The sequence below is a fragment of the Citrobacter sp. MGH105 genome, from assembly GCF_001037485.2.
Taxonomy (GTDB): domain Bacteria; phylum Pseudomonadota; class Gammaproteobacteria; order Enterobacterales; family Enterobacteriaceae; genus Citrobacter; species Citrobacter portucalensis.
The window spans coordinates 576206-601284 of sequence record NZ_CP073048.1; the positions used below are offsets into that span (position 1 = coordinate 576206).

Consider the following 25079-nt stretch of genomic DNA (forward strand, 5'->3'; position numbering starts at 1 on the left):
TCTGAGACTCCGGCTTTTTTTTACTGTACGGCAAGCTGCTGTTTACGTCGGCGCTGCCAGAAGTAACCACCGACCATCAGTAGCACAAGGACTGCCAGCCACGGCAGAACCGCCAGCAGATGTCCAGACCGGGCAAAGGTTAGCGCAATCATCAGTAGCCAACCGCCCAGCATCGGAATCGCGGTACGCTTAACAATATCCACAGGCGAGACGCCTGCAATTCCCGCGATAGCAATGATGACGCCAGCAATAGGCGATAACGTACGACCAATACCCGCCGAGATCTGGATAGGCAACATCATGACAGCGATATCGCTACCGATATGACGGCTGATGTCCGGCACCATGGGTGCGAAGGAGAAAAATGCCGCATTCCCGGAGCCCATCAGCGCTGAAATTGCGAAGGTGATCAGGGTCATCAGCAGGATAATAGAGGCGGCGCTGAGGCCAAATTCACCGGAAAGTGACAACAGTGCGTCAACGGCACCAATGGCTTTCAGTCCGGCGGAAAAGACTTCACCGGCGATAATCAGCGTCACGACGGTGGCAAAAACGCTGCCCATGCTGTCAAAAACCTTTTGTACGCCAGCCATCACCTCACGCGCCTTGCGATGACGGCAGTACTCACAAACCAGCGTAATAGCGAGGCTTATCAGTACAGCGGTATCCAGCGTGATCTTGAGAGAGCTGAATACTAAATCGCTGCACACCAGCATCAATACCAGCGGCAGCATTGGCAGAAACAGCCAGGCGATAGGTGCGTCGGCTTCATCAGTCGCCGTTAATGTCTGCATTTGCTGAGCTGCATTGTCGCCACTTTCCCGACGGTCAAAAAAGCGTTGCACAACAATATGCAGTAGGGCGATGAAAAGAATGACGGGCACAACGATCGGCAACTGATCCTGCACGAAATAGTTCACGACCTCGATGCCTGCAGTTTTGGCGGCGAGAACAGAGTTGCCGGAACCGGGGCCAAACTCAACCGCACAGGTACTGGCGATAACGGCGGCAACCGCGGCGCGGCTACAGCCAAGACGGGTAAGCAGCGGGTAAAGCGTCGCCATCAACAGCAGACCCAATCCGGTGGCGCTGCTGATAAACAGCGACAGGAATTGACCCAATAGCAGTGCCAGCCCCAGCAGCAGATAAGGCGAGTTCAGCCGTTGCAAAGGACGAGACGTCACCCGAACCAGTACCTGGCTTGCGCCAATGGCTGACATGTAGGTGGCAAAACCACCAATCAGCATAATTTGCAGTCCGAGGCCGCCGAGACGCACGCTCAGGGTATCGCGAATAAACTCAAAGGCGTCAAAGGGGCCAAATCCAGTGCTCTTTTTCACCAGGCCACTGAGTGAGGTCATTCCGCTAAAATGCGCGATAAGCAACAGCACAATCCCGGTCAATAACAGTACCGACTGGGGGTGATATTTTTTGAGGATCAGACGTCCGGCAAAAATGATGGCGATTAGCGCCAGTAGCAATGACATTCTTGCCCCCTTACTCGAAGTTGCCGGTAACCAGGCACTCGCCATCCCGCAGCAACGGTTTACCCGCGGCAAACAGATGGGCCAGCGAGAGGTCATTATTGAGTACACAGATATCAGCACGTTCTCCGGCGCAGAGCACGCCCCCGGAAATACCCAGCGAGCGCGCAACGTTTGCCGTCAGCATCGCGATGGCCTGTGACACCGGAATCCCGACATCAATCAGGCGAGGAAGCAGGTTAAGATTGCCTGCGACCGGTGCCGCGCTTAAACCTTCAACGATACCCTGAGCGTTAAAGCGCGGAACGCTGCCATTGCCGTCAGAACTGATCGTGATGCGATCCGCCGGAACCTGCGCTTCCAGGGCGTGGAGGATCGCCTGTTCCTGAGGTGTAAAGCGGCTGCCGCCAGACGTAACGTCGATATGGCCGCCGCGATGGGCGAAAGCAATCGCCTGTTCGAACAAGGGTTCAGTTCTCGCAACATGCGTCGGTGAAATATGGTGAATCGGAATACCCGCATCACACAGCTCAATAAGTTGCGACATCCCTTCCGGCAGATTCCCCAGGTGCACATGCAGCAAGCCCTTTTTCCCAGCCAGCAGGGAAGCGACGCGAATATCGCTCACTATCCTCAGCAACTCCTGGGAAGAGGGGTAAGAACCGCGGTGATCGGCGAGGGCGATTTTTACACCAAGAATTGCCGGAATGAAGGCCATATCATCGCGGATGGATCGCGTAATAGTTGGGCTGGGAACGGCGTAGGCTCCCGTGTGCATAAACGCGCGTAATCCCTCAAGGTTGAGAGACTGCATTTTAGCGTAGAGATCTTTGGGCGAACGGGAAATGGCATCGGTGCCTAACACGCCAACCACCGTGGTAATACCCGCCTGAATCAGATCGCGCAGCTTGACGGCGGGCGTCCGACTGGCAAATCCGGCTTCACCACCGCCACCGGTAAGATGAACATGCTGATCGATGATACCAGGGATAACCCATTTACCCCGACAATCGATGACCTCGTTGATGCCATCAAACAATGAAATATCTTTTTCTACCGCCACAATTCGGTCGGCATGAATGAGCAGGGAGCAGAGGCCTAAATCCTCAGGAGAAAAAACACGGGCATTGGTCAATAAAGTAAACATAGCGGTCCTGTCAAACGTCGAGGGTGAGAGTCGGCAGGTGAAACGAAATATTGTTGTTATGATGCCCACCATAAAGCCATTACTATAACTATGACTATTACCGATTTGTTATTGGAGGATGCGGTTATGGCATGGCGGAGAGCACAACGTGGATTGTAAGTGGCTGGAAGATTTTCTGGCCTTGAGCCAGCATGGAAACTACTCTCAGACCGCGGCGCAGCGGCATATTACTCAACCTGCGTTGAGTCGGCGTATAAAGGCGCTGGAAGAGGTGCTGGGCGTGCCTTTGTTTGACCGGACAACGACCCCTGTCACGCTGACGCGCTATGGTGAACGCTTTGAACCTTATGCCCGGCACGTTCTCAGCACGTTAAGAGAGGCAAGCCATGAGCTGTCGGCGATGACGCCAGCAACGGATAACACGCTGGTGATGGTTAGCCTGCATACGCTGTCGGTGAATATCCTGCCGGATATGATCAACTACCTGCGACAGAGTGAGCCGCAGTTAAACTTTACGGTAAACGCCAGTATCCAGGGGATAGACAACCACTTCAATGCCCTGATGAACCGGCAAATTGATTTACTGGTAACCTACGATTTACCGTCTGCCCAGCCGGGGCTGGAGATCGCCGGAGGGTTAAAACGTTCCCTATGGCGGTATGAGCGATTTATACCGGTTATTTCAGCCCAGTTGGCTGATGCGCTTAATGATCCGCATGCTCCGATTCCGTGGCTATGCTACAGCGACTACACCTTTGTCAGACGTATTATTGAGTCGGCAGAACAACGCGTCCGCCCACGGCTAAAAAAAGTATTTGAGAGTGGTTTAAGCGAAACGATACGAGAAATGGTACTGCGCCATATGGGAATGGCCTGGTTACCTGAATCGATGGTGGCGGAAGAGTTGGTGAATCAGCAAATTATTCACTGCTGGCCAGAAAATACAGACCTGATTTGTGAAATCCCCGTTGTGGTATGGGCGAATCTTGAAGATCAACGTGCCGTTATGCAGAGATGCTGGGAGAAGTTGCTGCGTTTTTGATTGATATGGCGATTTTTTCCGCAGTTGATACAATGCTAACAAATTGCCCTTGCGAAGGTTATTCGCTTTGGTTAGTATTCACACCCGCTTCAGTGGGAAACAGTAAATATTCCCGCTTTAATGGTCGAAGCATTGTACGCGGCAACTCCGCAAGGAACAGGTTGATTATGCACGAAGCTCTTTTAGTAGTTTTCCTTATTGTGGCAATTGGCCTGGTAGGCTTGATCATGCTGCAGCAAGGCAAAGGCGCTGATATGGGAGCCTCTTTTGGCGCAGGCGCTTCTGGTACTCTGTTTGGTTCAAGTGGTTCTGGTAACTTCATGACCCGTATGACAGCTGTATTGGGAACCTTGTTCTTCATCATCAGTCTGGTGCTGGGTAACATGAACAGCAATAAGACCAATAAAGGAAGTGAGTGGGAAAATCTGAGCGCACCGGCGAAAACCGAGCAAACTCAGCCAGCTGCTCCGGCTCAGCCGACCAGCGATATCCCACGCTAAGTATTCTGTACCGAGGTGGTGGAATTGGTAGACACGCTACCTTGAGGTGGTAGTGCCCTAACGGGCTTGTGGGTTCGAGTCCCATCCTCGGTACCAAATTCCAAAAAAAAGACGCTGCAAAGCGTCTTTTTTTTCGTCTGTTATTTGTGGCTATCCTGTAGGTCGGATAAGGCGTTAACGCCGCCATCCGACATTATTACAACGCCTGATGGCGCTACGCTTATCAGGCCTACAGACATCCTATATTCCGCGCATAAAAAAGGCCGCTTTCGCGGCCTTAAGATAGTGAATCTTTACTTCGCCTTATTTTCCAGATTCTCAACCTGCGGCAGGCCGGTTGCGGAAGAGGCGGTCAGCAGGCCAGACTGCGCATAGCCGAACAGCTTCTCGCGGGTATCGGTGATATCCAGATTACGCATGGTCAACTGACCGATACGGTCGTCCGGAGAGAATACGGAGTCGCCTTTTTCCATCGTCAGACGTTCTGGTTTGTACGTCAGATTGTCAGACACGGTGTTGAGGATTGAGTAGTCATTACCGCGACGCAGTTCCAGCGTCACTTCACCGGTAATCTGGCTGGCAACCCAACGCTGCAGACCGTCACGCAGCATCAGCGCCTGAGAGTCGAACCAGCGGCCCTGATACAGCAGACGACCCAGTTGGCGACCGTGCGCGTGATACTGCTCGATGGTATCCTCGTTGTGAATACCGGTCAGCAGACGCTCGTAGGCGATATGCAGCAATGCCATCCCCGGGGCTTCGTAGATGCCGCGGCTCTTCGCTTCAATGATACGGTTTTCAATCTGATCGCTCATACCCAGACCGTGACGGCCGCCGATACGGTTGGCTTCCAGCATCATCTCAACGTCGTCGCTGAAGGTTTTACCGTTCAGAGCAACCGGATGACCCTGTTCAAAACGCACGGTCACTTCTTCTGCCGGGATCTTCACGCTCTCATCCCAGAACTTCACGCCCATAATCGGGTTAACGATTTTGACGCTGGAGTTCAGGAATTCCAGATCTTTTGCTTCGTGAGTCGCGCCGAGCATATTGGAGTCTGTTGAGTACGCTTTCTCAACGGACATCTTGTAGTCGAAACCACAGGCAATCATAAATTCGGACATCTCATGGCGACCGCCGAGTTCATCGATAAAATCGGTATCCAGCCATGGTTTGTAAATCTGCAGTTCGGCGTTGGTCAGCAGACCGTAACGATAGAAACGTTCAATATCGTTACCTTTATAGGTGCTACCGTCACCCCAGATATTTACGCCATCTTCTTTCATGGCGGCAACCAGCATGGTGCCGGTCACGGCACGGCCCAGCGGGGTGGTATTGAAATAGGTCAGTCCGCCGGTGGTGTTGTGGAATGCACCGCACTGAATGGCAGCGATCCCTTCGGCAACCAGCTGCTTACGGCAATCTACCAGGCGAGCATTCTCAGCACCATATTCCATTGCACGGCGAGGAATGGCGTCATAGTCATCCTCATCCGGCTGGCCCAAATTCGCAGTATATGCATATGGGACAGCCCCTTTTTGTCGCATCCACAGCAGTGCTGCGCTGGTGTCCAGGCCGCCGGAAAAAGCGATACCAATACGTTGACCTACCGGGAGATGCTTGAGAATCGTCGTCATAAAATAAAACCCTGCTTGATAGACTGGTGAAGAGGTCGGCTTATTATACTAATTGCATTTTTATGCAAAATAAATGAGTTTTCATTTAATCATCTTTTCTGGATGACAGGAAGAGTTTAGTGATAATTTCGTTAAATAACGGCGCGGGCGGCATATTTATCTTGCTGGGCTAGCGCTGGGCAGCATTCATTGATTTGCATAGTCGTAACAAGGTTGACATAACGCATAGTGAATCAATATACTGTGCGCAGATTTTACGTCCCGTCTCGGTACCAAATCCCAGCAGTATTTGCATTTTTTACCCAAAACGAGTAAAATTTGCCACGTTTCAGGCGCGGGGTGGAGCAGCCTGGTAGCTCGTCGGGCTCATAACCCGAAGGTCGTCGGTTCAAATCCGGCCCCCGCAACCACTTTCCCTTAGAGTTCTTTTTCAAATATACTGTGAAGACTTAGGCCTTCGTAGCTGGATTTGAAAAAAATTCTTTCGGAAGGTTCTCCGAACCGCAGGTGCGGTTATAGGGTTCAGTTATCTAAAGCCCCGATTTATCGGGGTTTTTTGTTATCTGACTACAGAATAACTGGGCTTTAGGCCCTTTTTTTATGTCTTGGGGGTGGGCTTGTCCACATTAGAGCAAAAATTAACAGAGATGATTACAGCGCCAGTTGAAGCCCTGGGCTACGAACTGGTCGGCATCGAATTTATTCGTGGTCGCACATCCACACTGCGCATCTATATTGATAGTGAAGATGGCATCAATGTTGATGATTGTGCTGATGTGAGCCATCAGGTAAGCGCCGTGATGGATGTCGAAGACCCAATCACCGTTGCCTATAACCTGGAAGTCTCCTCTCCGGGTCTCGACCGTCCTCTGTTCACAGCTGAACACTACGTGCGTTTCCTGGGTGAAGAAGTCACGCTGGTTCTTCGTATGGCGGTACAAAACCGTCGTAAATGGCAGGGCGTTATCAAAGCGGTGGACGGTGAGATGATCACGGTCACAGTCGAAGGCAAAGATGAAGTGTTCGCGCTGAGTAATATCCAGAAGGCGAACCTGGTTCCCCACTTTTAACAGTCTGGATTGAGGTGAAAAGCCCGCGATGAACAAAGAAATTTTGGCTGTTGTTGAAGCCGTATCCAACGAAAAAGCGCTGCCACGCGAGAAAATCTTTGAAGCGCTGGAAAGTGCGCTGGCTACAGCAACAAAGAAAAAATATGAGCAAGAGATCGACGTTCGCGTAGAAATCGATCGTAAAAGCGGTGATTTCGATACCTTCCGTCGTTGGGTAATCGTAGAAGAAGTTACTCAGCCGACCAAAGAAATTACGCTGGAAGCGGCACGCTTCGAAGACGAAAGTCTGAACGTGGGCGAATATGTTGAAGATCAGATTGAATCTGTCACCTTTGACCGTATCACTACCCAGACCGCGAAGCAGGTTATCGTACAGAAAGTACGTGAAGCTGAACGCGCAATGGTTGTTGATCAGTTCCGCGAACACGAAGGCGAAATCGTCACCGGTGTGGTGAAGAAAGTAAACCGCGACAACATTTCTCTGGATCTGGGCAGCAATGCTGAAGCTGTGATCCTGCGTGAAGACATGCTGCCGCGTGAAAACTTCCGCCCTGGTGACCGTATTCGTGGTGTTCTGTACTCAGTTCGCCCGGAAGCGCGCGGTGCACAGCTGTTCGTAACCCGTTCCAAGCCGGAAATGCTGATTGAGCTGTTCCGCATTGAAGTGCCGGAAATCGGCGAAGAAGTTATCGAAATTAAAGCGGCTGCTCGCGATCCGGGATCGCGTGCGAAAATCGCCGTTAAGACCAACGACAAGCGTATTGATCCGGTCGGCGCCTGTGTTGGTATGCGCGGTGCGCGCGTTCAGGCGGTTTCTACCGAACTGGGCGGCGAGCGTATCGATATCGTCCTGTGGGATGATAACCCGGCGCAGTTCGTGATTAACGCAATGGCGCCAGCAGACGTCGCTTCTATCGTGGTGGATGAAGACAAACACACCATGGATATCGCGGTTGAAGCCGGTAACCTGGCTCAGGCGATTGGACGTAATGGTCAGAACGTCCGCCTGGCTTCACAACTGAGCGGTTGGGAACTCAACGTGATGACCGTTGATGACCTGCAAGCGAAGCATCAGGCTGAAGCACATGCAGCCATCGATACCTTCACCAAATATCTCGATATCGATGAAGATTTCGCGACCGTTCTGGTGGAAGAAGGTTTTGCGACGCTGGAAGAACTGGCCTACGTGCCAATGAAAGAACTGCTGGAAATTGACGGCCTGGATGAACAGACCGTTGAAGCGCTGCGCGAGCGTGCTAAAAACGCACTGACCACTCTGGCACTGGCCCAGGAAGAAAGCCTCGGTGATAACAAACCGGCTGACGATCTGCTGAATCTGGAAGGATTGGATCGTGAGATGGCCTTCAAACTGGCGGCCCGTGGTGTTTGTACGCTGGAAGATCTCGCTGAACAGGGCATTGATGATCTGGCTGATATCGAAGGGTTGACCGACGAAAAAGCCGGTGAGCTGATTATGGCTGCCCGTAATATTTGCTGGTTCGGCGACGAAGCGTAATAAACTGTAGCAGGAAGGAACAGTATGACAGATGTAACCGTAAAAACGCTGGCTGCAGAGATACAGACTTCCGTAGATCGCCTGGTACAGCAATTTGCTGATGCCGGTATCCCGAAGTCTGCTGACGACTCTGTGTCCGCACAAGAGAAACAAACCTTACTGGCGCATTTGAACCGTGAAAACGGCTCAGCGCCGGATAAGTTGACATTGCAGCGTAAAACGCGCAGTACTCTCAATATTCCAGGTACCGGTGGAAAAAGCAAATCGGTACAAATCGAAGTCCGCAAGACACGCACCTTTGTGAAACGCGATCCGCAAGAGGCTGAACGCCTTGCCGCGGAAGAGCAGGCGCAGCGTGAAGCGGAAGAGCAAGCCCGTCGTGAGGCAGAAGAAGCTGCCAAACGCGAGGCGCAACAAAAAGCCGAACGTGAGGCCGCAGAACAAGCTAAGCGTGAAGCCGCTGATAAAGCGAAACGTGAAGCTGCGGAAAAAGACAAAGTGAGCAATCAACAGACCGACGATATGACTAAAACCGCCCAGGCCGAAAAAGCCCGCCGTGAAAATGAAGCCGCAGAACTGAAGCGTAAAGCGGAAGAAGAAGCACGTCGCAAGCTTGAAGAAGAAGCGCGCCGCGTAGCGGAAGAAGCTCGCCGTATGGCGGAAGAAAACGAGAAAAATGGTGTGAATAACGCTGAACCTGTCGAAGACACCAGTGATTATCACGTCACCACCTCTCAGCATGCTCGCCAGGCTGAAGACGAGAACGATCGTGAAGTTGAAGGCGGTCGTGGTCGTACTCGCAGCACTAAAGCTGCGCGTCCGGCGAAGAAAGGTAACAAACACGCTGAATCTAAAGCTGACCGTGAAGAAGCACGTGCAGCGGTTCGCGGCGGTAAAGGCGGTAAGCAGCGTAAAGGTTCCGCTCTGCAGCAGGGCTTCCAGAAGCCAGCTCAGGCCGTTAACCGTGACGTTGTGATCGGCGAAACCATCACCGTTGGCGATCTGGCGAACAAGATGGCGGTCAAAGGCTCTCAGGTCATCAAAGCAATGATGAAACTGGGCGCAATGGCGACCATCAACCAGGTCATCGACCAGGAAACCGCACAGCTGGTTGCCGAAGAGATGGGCCACAAAGTTATCCTGCGTCGTGAAAACGAGCTGGAAGAAGCAGTAATGAGCGACCGTGACACCGGCGCTGCGGCTGAACCGCGCGCACCGGTAGTGACCATCATGGGTCACGTTGACCACGGTAAAACGTCTCTGCTGGACTACATTCGTTCAACGAAAGTGGCCTCTGGCGAAGCGGGCGGCATTACTCAGCACATCGGTGCGTACCACGTTGAAACTGACAACGGTATGATCACCTTCCTGGACACCCCGGGTCACGCCGCGTTTACCTCCATGCGTGCTCGTGGTGCTCAGGCAACGGATATCGTTGTTCTGGTTGTTGCAGCAGACGACGGCGTGATGCCGCAGACTATCGAAGCTATCCAGCACGCGAAAGCGGCAGGTGTGCCGGTAGTTGTTGCAGTCAACAAAATCGATAAACCGGAAGCGGATCCAGATCGCGTTAAAAACGAACTGTCCCAGTACGGCATCATGCCGGAAGAGTGGGGCGGCGAGAGCCAGTTCGTTCACGTTTCTGCGAAAGCGGGTACCGGTATCGACGAACTGCTGGATGCTATCCTGCTGCAAGCCGAAGTACTGGAACTGAAAGCTGTGCGTAAAGGTATGGCGAGCGGTGCGGTTATCGAATCCTTCCTGGATAAAGGTCGTGGCCCGGTTGCTACCGTCTTGGTTCGCGAAGGTACCCTGAACAAGGGCGATATCGTTCTGTGTGGTTTCGAATACGGCCGCGTTCGTGCGATGCGTAACGAACTGGGTCAGGAAGTACTGGAAGCGGGTCCGTCCATTCCGGTGGAAATCCTCGGTCTGTCCGGTGTTCCGGCTGCGGGTGATGAAGTTACTGTTGTTCGTGACGAGAAGAAAGCGCGTGAAGTTGCACTGTACCGTCAGGGCAAATTCCGTGAAGTTAAACTGGCTCGTCAGCAGAAATCTAAACTTGAGAACATGTTCGCCAACATGACCGAAGGCGAAGTTCACGAAGTGAACATCGTGCTGAAGGCTGACGTACAGGGTTCTGTAGAAGCGATTTCCGACTCTTTACTGAAACTGTCTACCGACGAAGTAAAAGTGAAGATCATCGGTTCTGGCGTAGGTGGTATCACCGAAACCGACGCGACCCTGGCTGCGGCATCCAACGCGATTCTGGTTGGCTTCAACGTACGTGCTGATGCCTCTGCACGTAAAGTTATCGAATCAGAAAGTCTGGATCTGCGTTACTACTCCGTCATCTATCATCTGATCGACGAAGTGAAAGCAGCGATGAGCGGCATGCTGTCTCCGGAACTGAAACAGCAGATCATTGGTCTGGCTGAGGTTCGTGATGTGTTCAAATCACCGAAATTCGGCGCTATCGCAGGCTGTATGGTTACCGAAGGCACGATTAAACGTCACAACCCAATCCGCGTACTGCGCGACAACGTGGTTATCTATGAAGGCGAGCTGGAATCCCTGCGCCGCTTCAAAGATGACGTTAACGAAGTCCGTAACGGTATGGAATGTGGTATCGGCGTTAAGAACTACAACGACGTTCGCGTTGGCGATATGATCGAAGTGTTCGAGATCATCGAGATCAAACGTACAATTGCTTAAGGTTGTTCGGGTGTAGGCCGGATAAAGCGTTTACGCCGACATCCGGCAATGTAATGCCTGATGGCGCTACGCTTATCAGGCCTACAGCCTAATCACCGAATTATTTTCAAAAGGGGCTGAATGCCCCTTTTTTGTCTGGAGAATTTATTATGGCGAAAGAATTTGGTCGCCCGCAGCGTGTCGCGCAGGAGATGCAGAAAGAAATCGCACTCATCCTGCAACGCGAAATCAAAGACCCGCGTGTTGGTATGATGACCACCGTATCGGGTGTTGAGATGTCCCGTGATCTGGCATATGCCAAAGTATTCGTGACTTTCCTCAACGATCAGGACGAAGCTGCCGTGAAAAACGGCATTAAGGCACTGCAGGAAGCCTCTGGTTTTATCCGCTCTCTGCTGGGTAAAGCAATGCGTCTGCGTATCGTGCCTGAGCTGACCTTCTTCTACGACAACTCGTTGGTTGAAGGGATGCGCATGTCCAACCTGGTGACCAGCGTGGTGAAACATGACGATGAGCGTCGTGTGAACCCAGCGGACGACAGCAAGGAGGACTGATGAGTCGTCCTCGTCGTCGTGGTCGCGATATTCACGGTGTCCTGCTGCTGGATAAGCCGCAGGGCATGTCCAGCAATGACGTGCTGCAAAAAGTAAAGCGCATCTACAATGCCAACCGCGCGGGACATACCGGCGCGTTGGATCCGCTGGCGACAGGTATGCTGCCTATCTGCCTTGGTGAAGCGACAAAGTTTTCACAGTATTTGCTGGATTCTGACAAACGCTATCGCGTGGTTGCCCGTCTGGGCCAGCGTACTGACACTTCCGATGCCGATGGGCAGATCGTGCAGGAGCGTCCGGTAACCTTCACCGCAGAACAACTGGAGAGCGCGCTGGAGACTTTCCGCGGCGATATCGAGCAGATTCCATCGATGTATTCGGCGCTGAAGTATCAGGGTAAGAAGCTGTACGAATATGCGCGTCAGGGCATTGAAGTGCCGCGTGAAGCGCGCCCGATTACCGTCTATGAGCTGCTGTTTATCCGTCACGAGGGTAACGAACTGGAGCTGGAAGTTCACTGCTCCAAAGGCACCTATATTCGTACCATCGTTGACGATCTCGGTGAGAAGCTGGGCTGCGGCGCGCACGTAACGTATCTGCGTCGTTTGACGGTCAGCAAGTATCCGGTGGATCGTATGGTCACGCTGGAACACCTGCGTGAGCTGGTCGAACAGGCAGAACAGCAGAACATTCCGGCGGCTCAACTGCTTGATCCTTTGCTGATGCCAATGGACAGTCCGGCATCGGACTATCCTGTTGTTAATTTGCCTTTAACATCGTCGGTTTACTTTAAAAATGGTAATCCGGTACGGACGACAGGCGCCCCGCTGGAAGGGCTGGTACGCGTGACGGAAGGCGATGACGACAAGTTTATTGGCATGGGGGAGATGGACGATGAAGGTCGTGTCGCCCCCCGCCGCCTGGTGGTTGAGTATCCTGCATAGTGCTCTCTGTCTTGCGATAAAAGGGCGCTGCGAGTAGAATACTGCCGCTTAACGTCGCGTAAATTGTTTAACAATCTGCGTGGCGTACACTGGGATAGCTGAATTAGAGATCGGCATCCTTTCATTCTTATCACTTTGGAGTTTTAAAATGTCTCTAAGTACTGAAGCTACCGCTAAAATCGTTTCTGAGTTTGGTCGTGATGCAAACGACACCGGTTCTACCGATGTTCAGGTTGCTCTGTTGACTGCACAGATTAACCACCTGCAGGGCCACTTTGCAGAGCACAAAAAAGATCACCACAGCCGTCGTGGTCTGCTGCGCATGGTTTCTCAGCGTCGTAAACTGCTCGACTACCTGAAACGTAAAGATGTTGCACGTTACACCGCGCTGATCGAGCGTCTGGGCCTGCGTCGCTAATTCTTTCGAGTTTCAGAAAGAGGGGGCCTTCATGGCCCCTTTTTTCCAGCAGATGGCAGCAATTCGCTGGAAACTAATGTATTGTTGCTATGAATGATCTTCCGTTGCAGAGGTTCGCGCGGCTAATGAGAGGCTTTACTCATGCTTATGGGTTAGGGTTGTCATTAGTCGCGAGGATGCGCAGAAGATCGGGTATTAACGATGGCGCAAAAATGTGCCGTCAAAAAATAGAGAAAGGATATTATTTTGCTTAATCCGATCGTTCGTAAATTCCAGTACGGTCAGCATACCGTTACGCTGGAAACCGGCATGATGGCGCGTCAGGCGACTGCCGCTGTTATGGTTAGCATGGATGACACCGCGGTATTCGTTACCGTTGTTGGCCAGAAAAAAGCGAAACCAGGCCAGGACTTTTTCCCGCTGACCGTTAACTATCAGGAGCGTACCTACGCTGCTGGCCGTATCCCGGGTAGCTTCTTCCGTCGTGAAGGCCGTCCGAGCGAAGGCGAAACCTTGATCGCGCGTCTGATTGACCGCCCGGTTCGCCCGCTGTTCCCGGAAGGCTTCGTTAACGAAGTTCAGGTTATCGCGACCGTTGTTTCCGTTAACCCGCAGGTTAACCCGGACATCGTGGCAATGATTGGTGCATCTGCTGCGCTGACTCTGTCTGGTATCCCATTCAACGGCCCGATCGGTGCTGCACGTGTTGGTTACATCAATGACCAGTACGTACTGAACCCGACTCAGGACGAACTGAAAGAAAGCAAGCTGGACCTGGTTGTTGCAGGTACTGAAGCAGCCGTACTGATGGTTGAATCCGAAGCTGAACTGCTGAGCGAAGACCAGATGCTGGGCGCTGTTGTGTTCGGTCACGAACAGCAGCAGGTTGTGATTCAGGCTATCAACGAGCTGGCGAAAGAAGCTGGCAAACCGCGTTGGGACTGGCAGCCAGAAGCCGTCAACGAAGCGCTGAACGCACGCGTTGCCGCACTGGCAGAAGCTCGCCTGAGCGATGCTTACCGTATCACTGACAAACAAGAGCGTTATGCTCAGGTTGACGTGATCAAATCTGAAACCATTGCGACTCTGGTGGCTGAAGACGAAACCCTGGACGCTAACGAACTGGGTGAAATCCTGCACGCTATCGAGAAAAACGTTGTTCGTAGCCGCGTACTGGCAGGCGAGCCGCGTATCGATGGCCGTGAAAAAGACATGATCCGTGGCCTGGACGTGCGTACTGGCGTTCTGCCGCGTACCCACGGTTCCGCACTGTTCACCCGTGGCGAAACTCAGGCGCTGGTTACTGCGACCCTGGGCACCACTCGTGATGCGCAGAACCTCGACGAACTGATGGGCGAGCGTACTGACAACTTCCTGTTCCACTACAACTTCCCTCCGTACTGCGTAGGTGAAACCGGTATGGTCGGTTCTCCGAAGCGTCGTGAGATTGGTCACGGCCGTCTGGCGAAGCGTGGCGTACTGGCAGTAATGCCGGAACTGGATAAATTCCCGTACACCGTACGTGTGGTTTCTGAAATCACCGAATCTAACGGTTCTTCTTCCATGGCTTCCGTATGTGGCGCTTCCCTGGCGCTGATGGACGCAGGCGTGCCGATCAAAGCAGCCGTTGCGGGTATCGCGATGGGTCTGGTGAAAGAAGGTGACAACTTTGTTGTTCTGTCTGACATCCTGGGCGACGAAGACCACCTGGGCGATATGGACTTCAAAGTGGCGGGTTCCCGCGACGGTATCTCTGCACTGCAGATGGATATCAAAATTGAAGGTATCACCAAAGAAATCATGCAGGTTGCTCTGAACCAGGCTAAAGGTGCGCGTCTGCACATCCTGGGTGTGATGGAACAAGCGATCAACGCTCCGCGTGGCGATATTTCTCAGTTCGCTCCGCGTATCCACACTATCAAGATCAGCCCGGACAAGATCAAAGACGTTATCGGTAAAGGCGGTTCTGTTATCCGTGCTCTGACCGAAGAAACCGGCACCACCATTGAAATCGAAGATGATGGTACCGTGAAGATTGCTGCGACCGACGGTGAGAAAGCGAAATATGCTATCCGTCGTATCGAAGAGATCACCGCAGAGATCGAAGTAGGCCGTATCTACAATGGTAAAGTGACCCGTATCGTTGATTTTGGCGCATTCGTTGCCATCGGTGGCGGTAAAGAAGGTCTGGTACACATCTCTCAGATCGCTGATAAGCGCGTTGAGAAAGTGACCGACTACCTGCAGATGGGCCAGGAAGTACCGGTCAAAGTTCTGGAAGTTGATCGCCAGGGCCGTGTACGTCTGAGCATTAAAGAAGCAACTGAGCAGTCTCAGCCTGCAGGCGAACCGGAAGCTCCGGCAAGCCAGGGCGAGTAAGGTTGCCATTGCCCTCCGTGAAAGCGGAGGGCCTTTAACCCGGCAGGATGCCTTGTTAGCAACCGGGGAACCTGGACGTTCATTCAATCGTTGTCTTCGGGAGTGGGAAATGAAGCCTTTTTTGCGCTGGTGTTTCGTTGCGACAGCACTCACGCTGGCTGGATGCAGTAATTCCGCCTGGCGAAAGAGTGAAGTCCTCGCAGTACCATTGCAACCGACTTTGCAGCAGGAAGTGATTCTGGCACGTATGGAACAAATTCTTGCCAGTCGGGCTTTAACCGATGACGAACGCGCACAGCTTTTATATGAGCGCGGAGTGTTGTATGATAGTCTCGGTCTGAGGGCACTGGCGCGAAATGATTTTTCACAAGCGCTGGCAATCCGACCAGATATGCCTGAAGTATTCAATTACTTAGGTATATATTTAACGCAGGCAGGCAATTTTGATGCTGCCTATGAAGCGTTTGATTCTGTACTTGAGCTTGATCCAACTTACAACTACGCGCACTTAAATCGCGGTATCGCATTGTATTACGGCGGTCGCGACAAGTTAGCGCAAGATGATCTGCTAGCGTTTTATCAAGACGATCCCAATGATCCTTTCCGTAGTCTGTGGCTTTATCTTGCCGAGCAGAAGCTCGATGAGAAGCAGGCTAAAGAAGCGTTGAAGCAACGCTTTGAGAAATCGGATAAAGAGCAATGGGGATGGAACATTGTCGAGTTCTACCTGGGCAACATTAGCGAAGCAACGCTGATGGAACGCCTGAAGGCGGACGCAACGGATAACACCTCGCTCGCTGAGCATCTCAGTGAAACCAACTTCTATTTAGGTAAGTACTACCTAAGTCTGGGGGATTTGGACAACGCTACGGCATTGTTCAAACTGGCGGTGGCTAACAACGTTCATAACTTTGTTGAGCACCGATACGCATTGTTGGAATTATCGCTCCTGGGCCAGGACCAAGATGACCTGGCAGAATCGGACCAGCAATAGCTGACGTACACATCAGCCCGTAATCTTTTTTGATTGCCATCACCTTCACGGGTGAGGGCGTTGTTGTTCGTTAATACACCTACTTTGAGCCGGTTCACACTTTTCAATGAAAATTGCAGATCAATTTCATGATGAGTTATGTAGACTGGCCGCCATTAATTTTGAGGCACACGTACTACATGGCTGAATTCGAAACCACTTTTGCAGATCTGGGCCTGAAGGCTCCTATCCTTGAAGCCCTTAACGATCTGGGTTACGAAAAACCATCTCCAATCCAGGCAGAGTGCATTCCGCATCTGCTGGGCGGCCGCGATGTTCTGGGTATGGCCCAGACAGGTAGCGGCAAAACTGCAGCGTTCTCTTTACCGCTGCTCAACAATCTTGATCCTGAGCTGAAGGCACCTCAGATTCTGGTGCTGGCACCGACCCGCGAACTGGCGGTTCAGGTAGCAGAAGCCATGACGGATTTCTCTAAACACATGCGCGGCGTGAACGTGGTTGCCCTGTACGGCGGTCAGCGTTATGACGTGCAATTACGTGCCCTGCGTCAGGGGCCACAGATCGTCGTCGGTACGCCGGGTCGTCTGCTGGATCACCTGAAGCGCGGTACTCTGGACCTCTCCAAACTGAGCGGTCTGGTACTGGACGAAGCTGACGAAATGCTGCGTATGGGCTTCATCGAAGACGTTGAAACCATCATGGCGCAGATCCCGGAAGGTCATCAGACCGCTCTGTTCTCTGCAACCATGCCGGAAGCGATTCGTCGTATTACCCGCCGCTTTATGAAAGAGCCGCAGGAAGTACGTATTCAGTCCAGCGTTACTACCCGTCCTGACATCAGCCAGAGCTACTGGACTGTGTGGGGCATGCGTAAAAATGAAGCGCTGGTGCGTTTCCTGGAAGCAGAAGACTTTGATGCGGCGATTATTTTCGTACGTACCAAAAATGCGACCTTGGAAGTAGCAGAAGCGCTGGAGCGTAGCGGTTATAGCAGCGCTGCACTGAACGGCGACATGAACCAGTCCCTGCGTGAGCAGACTCTGGAGCGTCTGAAAGATGGCCGTCTGGATATTCTGATTGCTACCGACGTTGCGGCCCGCGGCCTGGACGTTGAGCGTATCAGCCTGGTTGTTAACTACGACATCCCGATGGATTCCGAGTCTTACGTTCACCGTATCGGCCGTACCGGTCGTGCGGGTCGTGCGGGTCGTGCGCTGCTGTTCGTTGAGAACCGCGAGCGTCGTCTGCTGCGTAACATCGAACGCACCATGAAGCTGACTATTCCGGAAGTAGAACTGCCGAACGCAGACCTGCTGGGCAAACGCCGTCTGGAAAAATTCGCCGCTAAAGTACAGCAGCAGCTGGAAAGCAGCGATCTGGATCAGTACCGTGCTCTGCTGGCGAAAATGCAGCCGGAAGAAGAACTGGATATCGAAACGCTGGCAGCTGCACTGCTGAAAATGGCTCAGGGCGAACGTCCTCTGATCCTGCCGCCAGATGCGCCGATGCGTCCGAAACGCGAATTCCGCGACCGTGATGACCGTGGTCCGCGTGACCGTAACGATCGTGGCCCTCGTGACCGTAATGACCGTGGTGGTGAAGACCGTCCGCGTCGTGAACGTCGTGACGTTGGTGACATGCAGCTGTACCGCATTGAAGTGGGCCGTGATGACGGTGTTGAAGTTCGTCATATCGTTGGTGCGATTGCTAACGAAGGTGATATCAGCAGCCGTTACATCGGTAACATCAAGCTGTTTGCTTCCCACTCCACCATCGAACTGCCGAAAGGTATGCCGGGCGACGTACTGCAGCACTTTACCCGTACTCGCATCCTGAACAAGCCGATGAACATGCAGCTGGTTGGCGATGCAGTTCCGCACACCGGTGGTGAGCGTCGTGGCGGTGGCCGTTTCAGCGGTGAGCGTCGTGAAGGCGGTCGCGGTGAAGGTCGTAACTTTAGCGGCGAACGTCGTGAAGGCGGTCGTGGCGATGGTCGTCGTTTCAGCGGCGAACGTCGTGAAGGCAACCGTGGTCCGCGTCGTGACGATTCTTCTGCTCCGCGTCGTGATGACTCTGCTGGTCGTCGTCGTTTCGGCGGTGATGCATAAGCCTTTTAGCTTTATAGCTGTAAAGTAAAATATACGGCCCCGATCTCAACAATCGGGGCTTTTTTTATTTCAATTGTACTCGTGTACTGGTACAGTGCAGCACATTGAGATGTAGTCACAATATAAATGACTGGAGAGATGGCTAAATGGCAACACTAACCACCACCCAAACGTCACCTTCGCTGCTCGGCGGCGTGGTGATCATCGGCGGCACCATTATTGGCGCGGGGATGTTTTCTCTGCCAGTGGTCATGTCCGGGGCGTGGTTCTTCTGGTCAATGGCGGCGCTGATCTTTACCTGGTTCTGTATGCTGCACTCCGGGCTGATGATCCTTGAAGCTAACCTCAATTACCGCATTGGCTCCAGCTTCGACACCATTACCAAAGATCTGCTGGGCAAAGGCTGGAACGTGGTGAACGGCATCTCGATTGCTTTTGTTCTCTATATTCTGACCTACGCGTATATCTCGGCGAGCGGGTCGATCCTGCATCACACCTTCTCCGAGATGTCGTTGAACGTTCCGGCGCGTGCGGCAGGTCTTGGCTTTGCGTTACTGGTGGCGTTTGTGGTGTGGTTAAGTACCAAAGCGGTGAGCCGCATGACGGCAATTGTGCTGGGCGCGAAGGTGATTACCTTTTTCCTGACCTTCGGCAGCTTATTGGGACACGTTCAGCCCACAACGTTGTTTAACGTGGCGGAAAGCAATGCTTCGTATACGCCGTACCTGCTGATGACGCTGCCGTTCTGTTTGGCCTCATTCGGCTATCACGGCAACGTCCCGAGCCTGATGAAGTACTACGGTAAAGATCCGAAGACCATCGTTAAGTGTCTGGTGTACGGCACGCTGCTGGCGCTGGTGCTGTATACCGTATGGTTGCTGGGGACGATGGGTAATATTCCGCGTCCGGAGTTTATCGGTATTGCGCAGCAGGGTGGTAACATTGATGTGCTGGTACAGGCGCTGAGCGGTGTACTAAACAGCCGCTGTCTGGATCTGCTGCTGGTGGTGTTCTCCAACTTTGCGGTGGCGAGTTCATTCCTCGGCGTTACGCTCGGTCTGTTTGACTATCTGGCGGATCTGTTTGGCTTTGATGACTCGGCAATGGGACGTTTCAAAACGGCATTGCTGACGTTTGTCCCACCAATTATCGGTGGCTTGCTGTGGCCGAACGGTTTCCTGTACGCCATTGGCTATGCAGGACTCGCGGCAACCATCTGGGCCGCCATTGTTCCGGCGCTGCTGGCACGTAAATCCCGCGAGCGTTTCGGTAGCCCGAAATTCCGTGTCTGGGGCGGCAAGCCGATGATTGCGCTGATCCTGGTATTCGGTATCGGCAACGCGGTTATCCATATTCTGTCGAGCGTGAATCTGTTGCCTGTATACCAGTAGAACAATTGCCCGGTGGCGCTACGCTTACCGGGCCCACAGAGATTGAGTAGGCCGGATAAGGCGCAGCCGCCATCCGGCACAAATAGTACTACCCCAATAATTCCTGCTTCACATCCATCGCCAAATCAAACGAATGTAGGCGTGCCTGATGATCAAAAATCTGGCCGTTAACCATAATCTCATCAGCCTGGGTTTCACGCAAAATGGCGTCGAGACCATGCCGCACTTTTGCCTTATCACCGACCAGCGACATGCTCAGCGCCTGTTGTACGCCGTACTGCTCAGAAGCGGACCACAGCTGCTGCATATTCTCTACCGGCGGCGGTAGCTGGCCGGTTTCGCCACGACGCAGCTTCACAAATGCCTGCTGCATGGAGGTGAAAAGAAACTCGGCGTCGCGATTGCTGTCGGCGGCAATAATGTTGATGCACACCATCGCATACGGTTTTACCAGCCGCGCTGAGGGTTTGAATTGGGTGCGATACAGATGCAGCGCCTGATGCAGCATATCCGGGGCAAAGTGCGAGGCGAAGGCAAACGGCAGACCAAGCTGGGCCGCCAGTTGTGCGCTGTACAGGCTGGAGCCTAATAACCAGACCGGGATCTGCTCGCCGTAGCCGGGAACCGGGCGTACATGGGGATTAGGATCGCGGGCGTCGAACCAGTCCACCAGTTCAGCGACGTCGCGTGGGAAGTTATCGATATCACCGCTCATATGGCGGCGCAGTGCGCGCATGGTTGGTTGATCGCTGCCCGGTGCGCGACCAAGCCCGAGATCGATTCGTCCCGGATATAGCGTGTTCAGGGTACCGAACTGCTCGGCGATCACCAGCGGCGAATGGTTAGGCAGCATCACGCCGCCAGACCCGAGATGCAGCGTAGTGGTATTGGCAGCCAGAAAACCAATCAGCACTGAGGTTGCTGCGCTGGCGATGCCGGTCATGTTGTGATGTTCCGCCAGCCAATAGCGGTGGTAGCCGCGCTTTTCAGCCAGTTGAGCGAGATCAAGCGAGTGTGTGAAGGCCTCTTTTGCCGAGGATCCTTCAGGGATCGGCGCCAGATCCAGCACCGAGAACGGAATAGTTTTGTCAGTCATAACGGCTCACTTTGTTACCGGTTAATCTTTTAATACTGCATTAAAGATTAGCGAATGTTGTTAACAAAGTGAGCTTTATACGGCGGGCACCGAATATAACATGCCCGATGGCGCTGCGCTCATCGGGCCTACGGGATCGCTATTTGTAGGCCCGATAAGGCATTTATGCCGCATCCGGCTAGGCCTGCAGCTCCAGTCCAGCCAGTCGCTTCCAGTAGCCGTTACAGTCACTGTGGGCGGCAAGCGGTAATGGGGCACTGCCATTTTCATTGGCGCGGAAGGCGTCGAGCATGGCGAATGTTTCAGTGCCTGAAGGGGACAGACGCACAATATCAACCAGCCCCTGCATCGATGTCAGTTCGTTGCCGAGGTTGTAAACATAGCCGCTCATGGTCTGGATCCCGTTAAGGACAAAGACCTGCTGATTCTCCTGCGACAGCACATCGCGCCCATTCGGGTATTTTATGCAGCAGGTTTCACACTCGTCTTTTGGACGGTCTTCAGAGCGTGCGGTAAAGCAGCGGGCAGAGTACGCCAGCGGCAGATGCCCGTAGCTCAGCACTTCTACTTCAAACTGATTGCGAATACCCAGCTCATCACACTGGTTGAGCAGGTTTGCCAGCCAGTCGCGGGAAAGCTCTACCGGCATACACCAGCGCACCATGCCTTGTTTGAGCAGAATACGCAGGGTAACCGCGTTGTAGCAGTTGAGCGCATGCCCGGCGACAAACGGCAGCTTACGCTCGGCGCACATGTTTACTACGCCGAGATCGCTGGCTTCCAGCAGGAAGTCACCGTTTTCGACATAGCGCTTCAGCTCTCCCAGTTCAGAAGAGGCCTGCACCAGCGCCAGTGTTGACAGCACAACCTGTTTACCGCTGCCAGCGAGCGATTTCGCCATATCGAGCCAGTCGCCCACTTTGGTGGCGCGGCGTTTACTGCATACCGCTTCGCCAAGATAGATAACGTCGGCCTGGCTTACGGCAGCCTGCTGATAAAAATCTTCCAGCGTTTCTTTCGGCCAGTACCACAGCACCGGCCCTAAGGAATATTTCATTGCTTCTCTCACTGCCATTTACGGTGATACGCGCCAAGCGTGGTCTGCGTGCCTTCGGACATAGAACCGAGCGTTTCCATCCACGCGGCCTGCGGGACGTAGTTTTGCGGGTCGGCCATACAGCGGTCGATCGCCTGACGCCACACTTTCGCCACCTGGCTGACATAGGCCGGACTACGCTGACGACCTTCGATTTTCACCGAGGCAATATTGGCTGCCAGCAGTTCCGGCAGCAGCTCCAGCGTGTTCAGGCTGGTGGGTTCTTCCAGCGCATGATAACGCTCGCCGTCAACCAGATAGCGGCCTTTGCATAGCGTCGGATAACCGGCGTTTTCCCCGTCCTGATAGCGGTCGATCAGCACTTCATTAAGACGGGATTCCAGCCCCTGTTGGGTCTGTTGCCAGCGGACAAAACGGGCAGGTGAGCAGGCACCAACCGTGTTTGGCGATTCACCCGTCAGATAGGACGAAAGATAGCAACGGCCTTCCGCCATAATGCACAGGCTACCGAAGGCGAACACTTCCAGGGGAACAGGTGTGACGCGAGCAAGCTGTTTCACCTGATGAATAGACAGCACGCGCGGCAGCACCACGCGGGCGACGTCAAAGTTGCGATGATAGAAATTAATTGCCTCTTCATTGGTTGCAGATGCCTGAACAGAGACATGGCGCTCAATATGCGGGTAGCGCTCTGCGGCATACTCAAGCATGGCGAGGTCGGCAAGGATCAGCGCGTCTGCACCCAGTTGCGCTGCCATATCAACGGCACGTTGCCAGCGCGCGTAACCATCCGGGTGCGCAAAGGTGTTAATCGCAATGTGCAGCTTACGGCGGTGCTGATGGACAAAACTCACCGCTTCCTGCAATTTTTTCTCGGTAAAATTAAGGCCGGCGAAATGACGGGCGTTGGTATCATCTTTCAGCCCGATGTAGACAGCATCAGCGCCGTTCTCGATGGCCGCCTTAAGCGCCGGTAGGTTTCCGGCAGGGCAGAGCAGCTCCATAATTTATCCTGAACGTTGCGCCGTGATGGGCGCAGAAATGTTAACGAATGGGGATTTTAGTTAACCTTGCTGAGACAATTTTTGATTTGAGGCAGTTAAAGTCGTATTGGTGACACCAATAAAGAGGTAACAATTTCGCATCGAATTGTTGATTTATGCCGCTATGTCGTTTATTTGATATGGCAAAATAGCAGGACTATTGAAACAGGGAGTAAAGCTCGTGTTGGATAAACTGCGTTCACGCTTAGTACAATTTGGTCCTTCTCTGATGAGTGTACCAGTTAAACTGACGCCCTTTGCGCTGAAGCGCCAGGTTCTGGAGCAGGTCCTGAGCTGGCAGTTTAGTCAGGCGCTGGCCGATGGGGAGCTGGAGTTTCTCGAAGGTCGCTGGCTGAGCATTCATGTGCGTGACATTGACCTCAAATGGTATACCTCTGTTGAGAACGATAAACTTATCGTCAGCCAGAATGCAGATGCGGATGTGAGTTTTAGCGCCGATGCCAGCGATCTGCTGATGATCGTGGCCCGCAAGCAGGATCCGGATACGCTTTTCTTCCAGCGTCGTCTGGTGATTGAAGGTGATACAGAATTAGGGCTATACGTAAAAAATCTGATGGATGCCATCGAACTGGAGCAGATGCCTAAAGCGTTGCGCGTCATGCTGATGCAGTTGGCGGATTTTGTTGAGGCGGGGATGAAAACGTCGCCAGAAACCAAACAGACCTCGGTAGGTGAGCCATGCTGATTCGAGTTGAAATTCCCATTGATGCCCCTGGTATTGATGCGCTGCTGCGCCGTTCATTTGAGAGCGATGCGGAAGCGAAATTAGTGCACGACCTGCGTGAAGATGGTTTCTTAACGCTGGGTCTGGTTGCTACCGATGACGAAGGTCAGGTAGTGGGTTACGTCGCGTTCAGCCCAGTCGATGTTCAGGGTGAAGATCTGCAATGGGTCGGCATGGCGCCGCTCGCGGTGGATGAAAACTACCGGGGGCAGGGCCTGGCGCGTCAGCTGGTCTATGAAGGACTCGATTCACTGAACGAGTTTGGCTACGCCGCGGTGGTTACGCTGGGGGATCCGGCCCTGTACAGCCGCTTTGGCTTTGAGCTGGCAGCCCATCATGACCTGCGTTGCCGCTGGCCGGGCACCGAAAGCGCGTTCCAGGTTCATCGCCTGGCGGACGATGCGCTGGATGGCGTGACGGGTCTTGTGGAATACCACGACCACTTCAATCGCTTTTAAGCTTCCGGGGTTTGCAGGCTGCTTAATAGCGCCTCAAACCCTTCGCCTTCGACAAGGCGCTCTTTCTGCCGCTTGGTGAGCTGTTTAACGCGATACTCTATGCGCAGGGCCAGCGAACGGTCGCCGACCTGCGCCGCAAATGCCAACGTGAGTTCCCCCTTTCCGCGTAGCGCCTTCGCGCCATTCCCACTTTGATGCTGCTTATAGCGGCGCTGCACATCGGTGGTTATTCCGGTGTATAAGGCGTTGTCAGCGGTACGGATCAGGTACAGATACCAGGGTGTCATTGTTACCATCGACGTGATAATTTTCAGGCCTACAGTATAAAAGAGAACAGAAATGGAAACACTGACTGCGGTGTCTCGCTGGCTGGCAAAACAGCACGTCGTGACCTGGTGCGTACACCATGAAGGTGAATTATGGTGCGCCAATGCGTTTTACCTGTTTGATGCGCAGAAGATGTTGTTCTATGTGCTGACCGAAGAGAAAACGCGGCATGCGCAGATGTCCGGACCACGCGCGCCGATTGCCGGTACAGTAAACGGTCAGCCTAAAACCGTCGCTCTGATTCGTGGCGTACAGTTCAAAGGGGAAATCCGGCGTCTTGAGGGGCAGGAGAGCGAAGACGCGCGTAAAGCCTACAACCGTCGTTTCCCCGTTGCCAGAATGCTGCCAGCGCCCGTATGGGAGATTCGACTGGATGAAGTCAAATTCACGGACAACACGCTGGGCTTTGGTAAAAAGATGCATTGGTTACGTGATCTATAGTTAGAACAGTGAT

Annotated in this window: 23 protein-coding genes and 2 tRNA genes; 18 read left to right on the forward strand and 7 right to left on the reverse strand. The window is 53.2% G+C overall.

The window, feature by feature from the left end; all coding sequences use genetic code 11:
• Window positions 1-20 precede the first annotated feature (20 nt).
• Both dcuC and iadA read right to left on the reverse strand, forming a co-directional pair.
• Window positions 21-1487: a C4-dicarboxylate transporter DcuC gene (gene dcuC / locus SK35_RS02795; protein ID WP_048215463.1), complete on the reverse strand. Its 1467-nt coding sequence runs from the start codon at window positions 1485-1487 to the stop codon at window positions 21-23.
• A gap of 10 nt (window positions 1488-1497) precedes the next feature.
• Window positions 1498-2631 carry a beta-aspartyl-peptidase gene (gene iadA, locus SK35_RS02800; protein WP_048215464.1) on the reverse strand — a complete coding sequence of 378 codons (1134 nt, stop codon included), beginning with the start codon at window positions 2629-2631 and terminating at the stop codon, window positions 1498-1500.
• A 148-nt stretch (window positions 2632-2779) separates the two neighbouring features.
• Here iadA and SK35_RS02805 point away from each other — a divergent pair, with 148 nt between their 5' ends.
• The 3 genes from SK35_RS02805 to SK35_RS02815 all read left to right on the forward strand — a co-directional run bounded on the left by SK35_RS02805 (window position 2780) and on the right by SK35_RS02815 (window position 4269).
• Entirely contained in the window at window positions 2780-3673 is an 894-nt protein-coding gene (locus SK35_RS02805) for a LysR family transcriptional regulator (RefSeq protein WP_048215465.1), read from the forward strand.
• A 167-nt stretch (window positions 3674-3840) separates the two neighbouring features.
• Complete coding sequence (gene secG, locus SK35_RS02810; protein WP_003025000.1) at window positions 3841-4173, forward strand: preprotein translocase subunit SecG; 333 nt, start codon at window positions 3841-3843, stop codon at window positions 4171-4173.
• Between the two features lie 9 nt (window positions 4174-4182).
• Window positions 4183-4269, forward strand: a tRNA-Leu gene (locus SK35_RS02815).
• 197 nt (window positions 4270-4466) lie between these two features.
• Here SK35_RS02815 and argG read toward each other — a convergent pair.
• Window positions 4467-5810 (reverse strand): argininosuccinate synthase, encoded by a 1344-nt coding sequence (gene argG, locus SK35_RS02820; RefSeq protein ID WP_005131837.1) that lies wholly within the window; start codon window positions 5808-5810, stop codon window positions 4467-4469.
• Between the two features lie 333 nt (window positions 5811-6143).
• Here argG and SK35_RS02825 point away from each other — a divergent pair.
• The 12 genes from SK35_RS02825 to mtr all read left to right on the forward strand — a co-directional run bounded on the left by SK35_RS02825 (window position 6144) and on the right by mtr (window position 19899).
• A tRNA-Met gene (locus tag SK35_RS02825) sits at window positions 6144-6220 on the forward strand.
• A 207-nt stretch (window positions 6221-6427) separates the two neighbouring features.
• On the forward strand, window positions 6428-6880 hold the full coding sequence (gene rimP, locus SK35_RS02830; protein ID WP_003024996.1) for a ribosome maturation factor RimP: 453 nt from the start codon (window positions 6428-6430) through the stop codon (window positions 6878-6880).
• A gap of 28 nt (window positions 6881-6908) precedes the next feature.
• Window positions 6909-8396, forward strand: a complete 1488-nt coding sequence (gene nusA / locus SK35_RS02835; protein WP_003024992.1) for a transcription termination factor NusA — start codon at window positions 6909-6911, stop codon at window positions 8394-8396.
• A 24-nt stretch (window positions 8397-8420) separates the two neighbouring features.
• Entirely contained in the window at window positions 8421-11111 is a 2691-nt protein-coding gene (infB, locus tag SK35_RS02840; RefSeq protein ID WP_003828710.1) for a translation initiation factor IF-2, read from the forward strand.
• A gap of 149 nt (window positions 11112-11260) precedes the next feature.
• On the forward strand, window positions 11261-11665 hold the full coding sequence (gene rbfA, locus SK35_RS02845) for a 30S ribosome-binding factor RbfA (RefSeq protein ID WP_003024988.1): 405 nt from the start codon (window positions 11261-11263) through the stop codon (window positions 11663-11665).
• Window positions 11665-12609: a tRNA pseudouridine(55) synthase TruB gene (gene truB, locus SK35_RS02850; protein WP_048215466.1), complete on the forward strand. Its 945-nt coding sequence runs from the start codon at window positions 11665-11667 to the stop codon at window positions 12607-12609. Before rbfA ends, truB begins: the two co-directional genes overlap by 1 nt.
• A gap of 148 nt (window positions 12610-12757) precedes the next feature.
• Complete coding sequence (gene rpsO, locus SK35_RS02855) at window positions 12758-13027, forward strand: 30S ribosomal protein S15 (RefSeq protein WP_000059465.1); 270 nt, start codon at window positions 12758-12760, stop codon at window positions 13025-13027.
• 246 nt (window positions 13028-13273) lie between these two features.
• Window positions 13274-15406, forward strand: a complete 2133-nt coding sequence (gene pnp, locus SK35_RS02860) for a polyribonucleotide nucleotidyltransferase (protein ID WP_008785911.1) — start codon at window positions 13274-13276, stop codon at window positions 15404-15406.
• 109 nt (window positions 15407-15515) lie between these two features.
• Window positions 15516-16400, forward strand: a complete 885-nt coding sequence (nlpI, locus tag SK35_RS02865) for a lipoprotein NlpI (RefSeq protein ID WP_003024982.1) — start codon at window positions 15516-15518, stop codon at window positions 16398-16400.
• Between the two features lie 106 nt (window positions 16401-16506).
• A complete protein-coding gene (yrbN, locus tag SK35_RS02870) occupies window positions 16507-16587 on the forward strand; it encodes a protein YrbN (protein ID WP_010723222.1) in 81 nt (26 codons plus the stop codon).
• Window positions 16580-18508 (forward strand): DEAD/DEAH family ATP-dependent RNA helicase, encoded by a 1929-nt coding sequence (locus SK35_RS02875; RefSeq protein WP_003828643.1) that lies wholly within the window; start codon window positions 16580-16582, stop codon window positions 18506-18508. The genes yrbN and SK35_RS02875 overlap by 8 nt, the downstream gene beginning before the upstream one ends.
• 146 nt (window positions 18509-18654) lie before the next feature.
• Window positions 18655-19899, forward strand: coding sequence for a tryptophan permease (gene mtr, locus SK35_RS02880; protein WP_048215467.1), 1245 nt, complete (start codon window positions 18655-18657; stop codon window positions 19897-19899).
• Between the two features lie 88 nt (window positions 19900-19987).
• Here mtr and SK35_RS02885 read toward each other — a convergent pair whose 3' ends face one another.
• The 3 genes from SK35_RS02885 to ubiU form a co-directional block, all read right to left on the reverse strand.
• Window positions 19988-20995 carry a luciferase-like monooxygenase gene (locus tag SK35_RS02885; protein WP_048215468.1) on the reverse strand — a complete coding sequence of 336 codons (1008 nt, stop codon included), beginning with the start codon at window positions 20993-20995 and terminating at the stop codon, window positions 19988-19990.
• A gap of 178 nt (window positions 20996-21173) precedes the next feature.
• Window positions 21174-22052: a U32 family peptidase gene (locus tag SK35_RS02890; protein ID WP_020996351.1), complete on the reverse strand. Its 879-nt coding sequence runs from the start codon at window positions 22050-22052 to the stop codon at window positions 21174-21176.
• An 8-nt stretch (window positions 22053-22060) separates the two neighbouring features.
• Window positions 22061-23056 (reverse strand): ubiquinone anaerobic biosynthesis protein UbiU, encoded by a 996-nt coding sequence (gene ubiU / locus SK35_RS02895; RefSeq protein WP_003024971.1) that lies wholly within the window; start codon window positions 23054-23056, stop codon window positions 22061-22063.
• A 220-nt stretch (window positions 23057-23276) separates the two neighbouring features.
• Here ubiU and ubiT point away from each other — a divergent pair, with 220 nt between their 5' ends.
• Both ubiT and SK35_RS02905 read left to right on the forward strand, forming a co-directional pair.
• Window positions 23277-23801 carry a ubiquinone anaerobic biosynthesis accessory factor UbiT gene (gene ubiT, locus SK35_RS02900; RefSeq protein WP_003828637.1) on the forward strand — a complete coding sequence of 175 codons (525 nt, stop codon included), beginning with the start codon at window positions 23277-23279 and terminating at the stop codon, window positions 23799-23801.
• A complete protein-coding gene (locus SK35_RS02905; protein WP_008785907.1) occupies window positions 23795-24298 on the forward strand; it encodes a GNAT family N-acetyltransferase in 504 nt (167 codons plus the stop codon). Before ubiT ends, SK35_RS02905 begins: the two co-directional genes overlap by 7 nt.
• Here SK35_RS02905 and SK35_RS02910 read toward each other — a convergent pair.
• Window positions 24295-24585, reverse strand: coding sequence for a GIY-YIG nuclease family protein (locus SK35_RS02910; RefSeq protein ID WP_048215469.1), 291 nt, complete (start codon window positions 24583-24585; stop codon window positions 24295-24297). The two genes, SK35_RS02905 and SK35_RS02910, sit on opposite strands and share 4 nt — an antisense overlap.
• Window positions 24586-24637: 52 nt before the next feature.
• On the opposite strand from SK35_RS02910, the gene SK35_RS02915 reads away from it, so the two are divergent.
• Window positions 24638-25066 (forward strand): YhbP family protein, encoded by a 429-nt coding sequence (locus SK35_RS02915; RefSeq protein WP_048215470.1) that lies wholly within the window; start codon window positions 24638-24640, stop codon window positions 25064-25066.
• The last annotated feature ends 13 nt before the right edge of the window (window positions 25067-25079 follow it).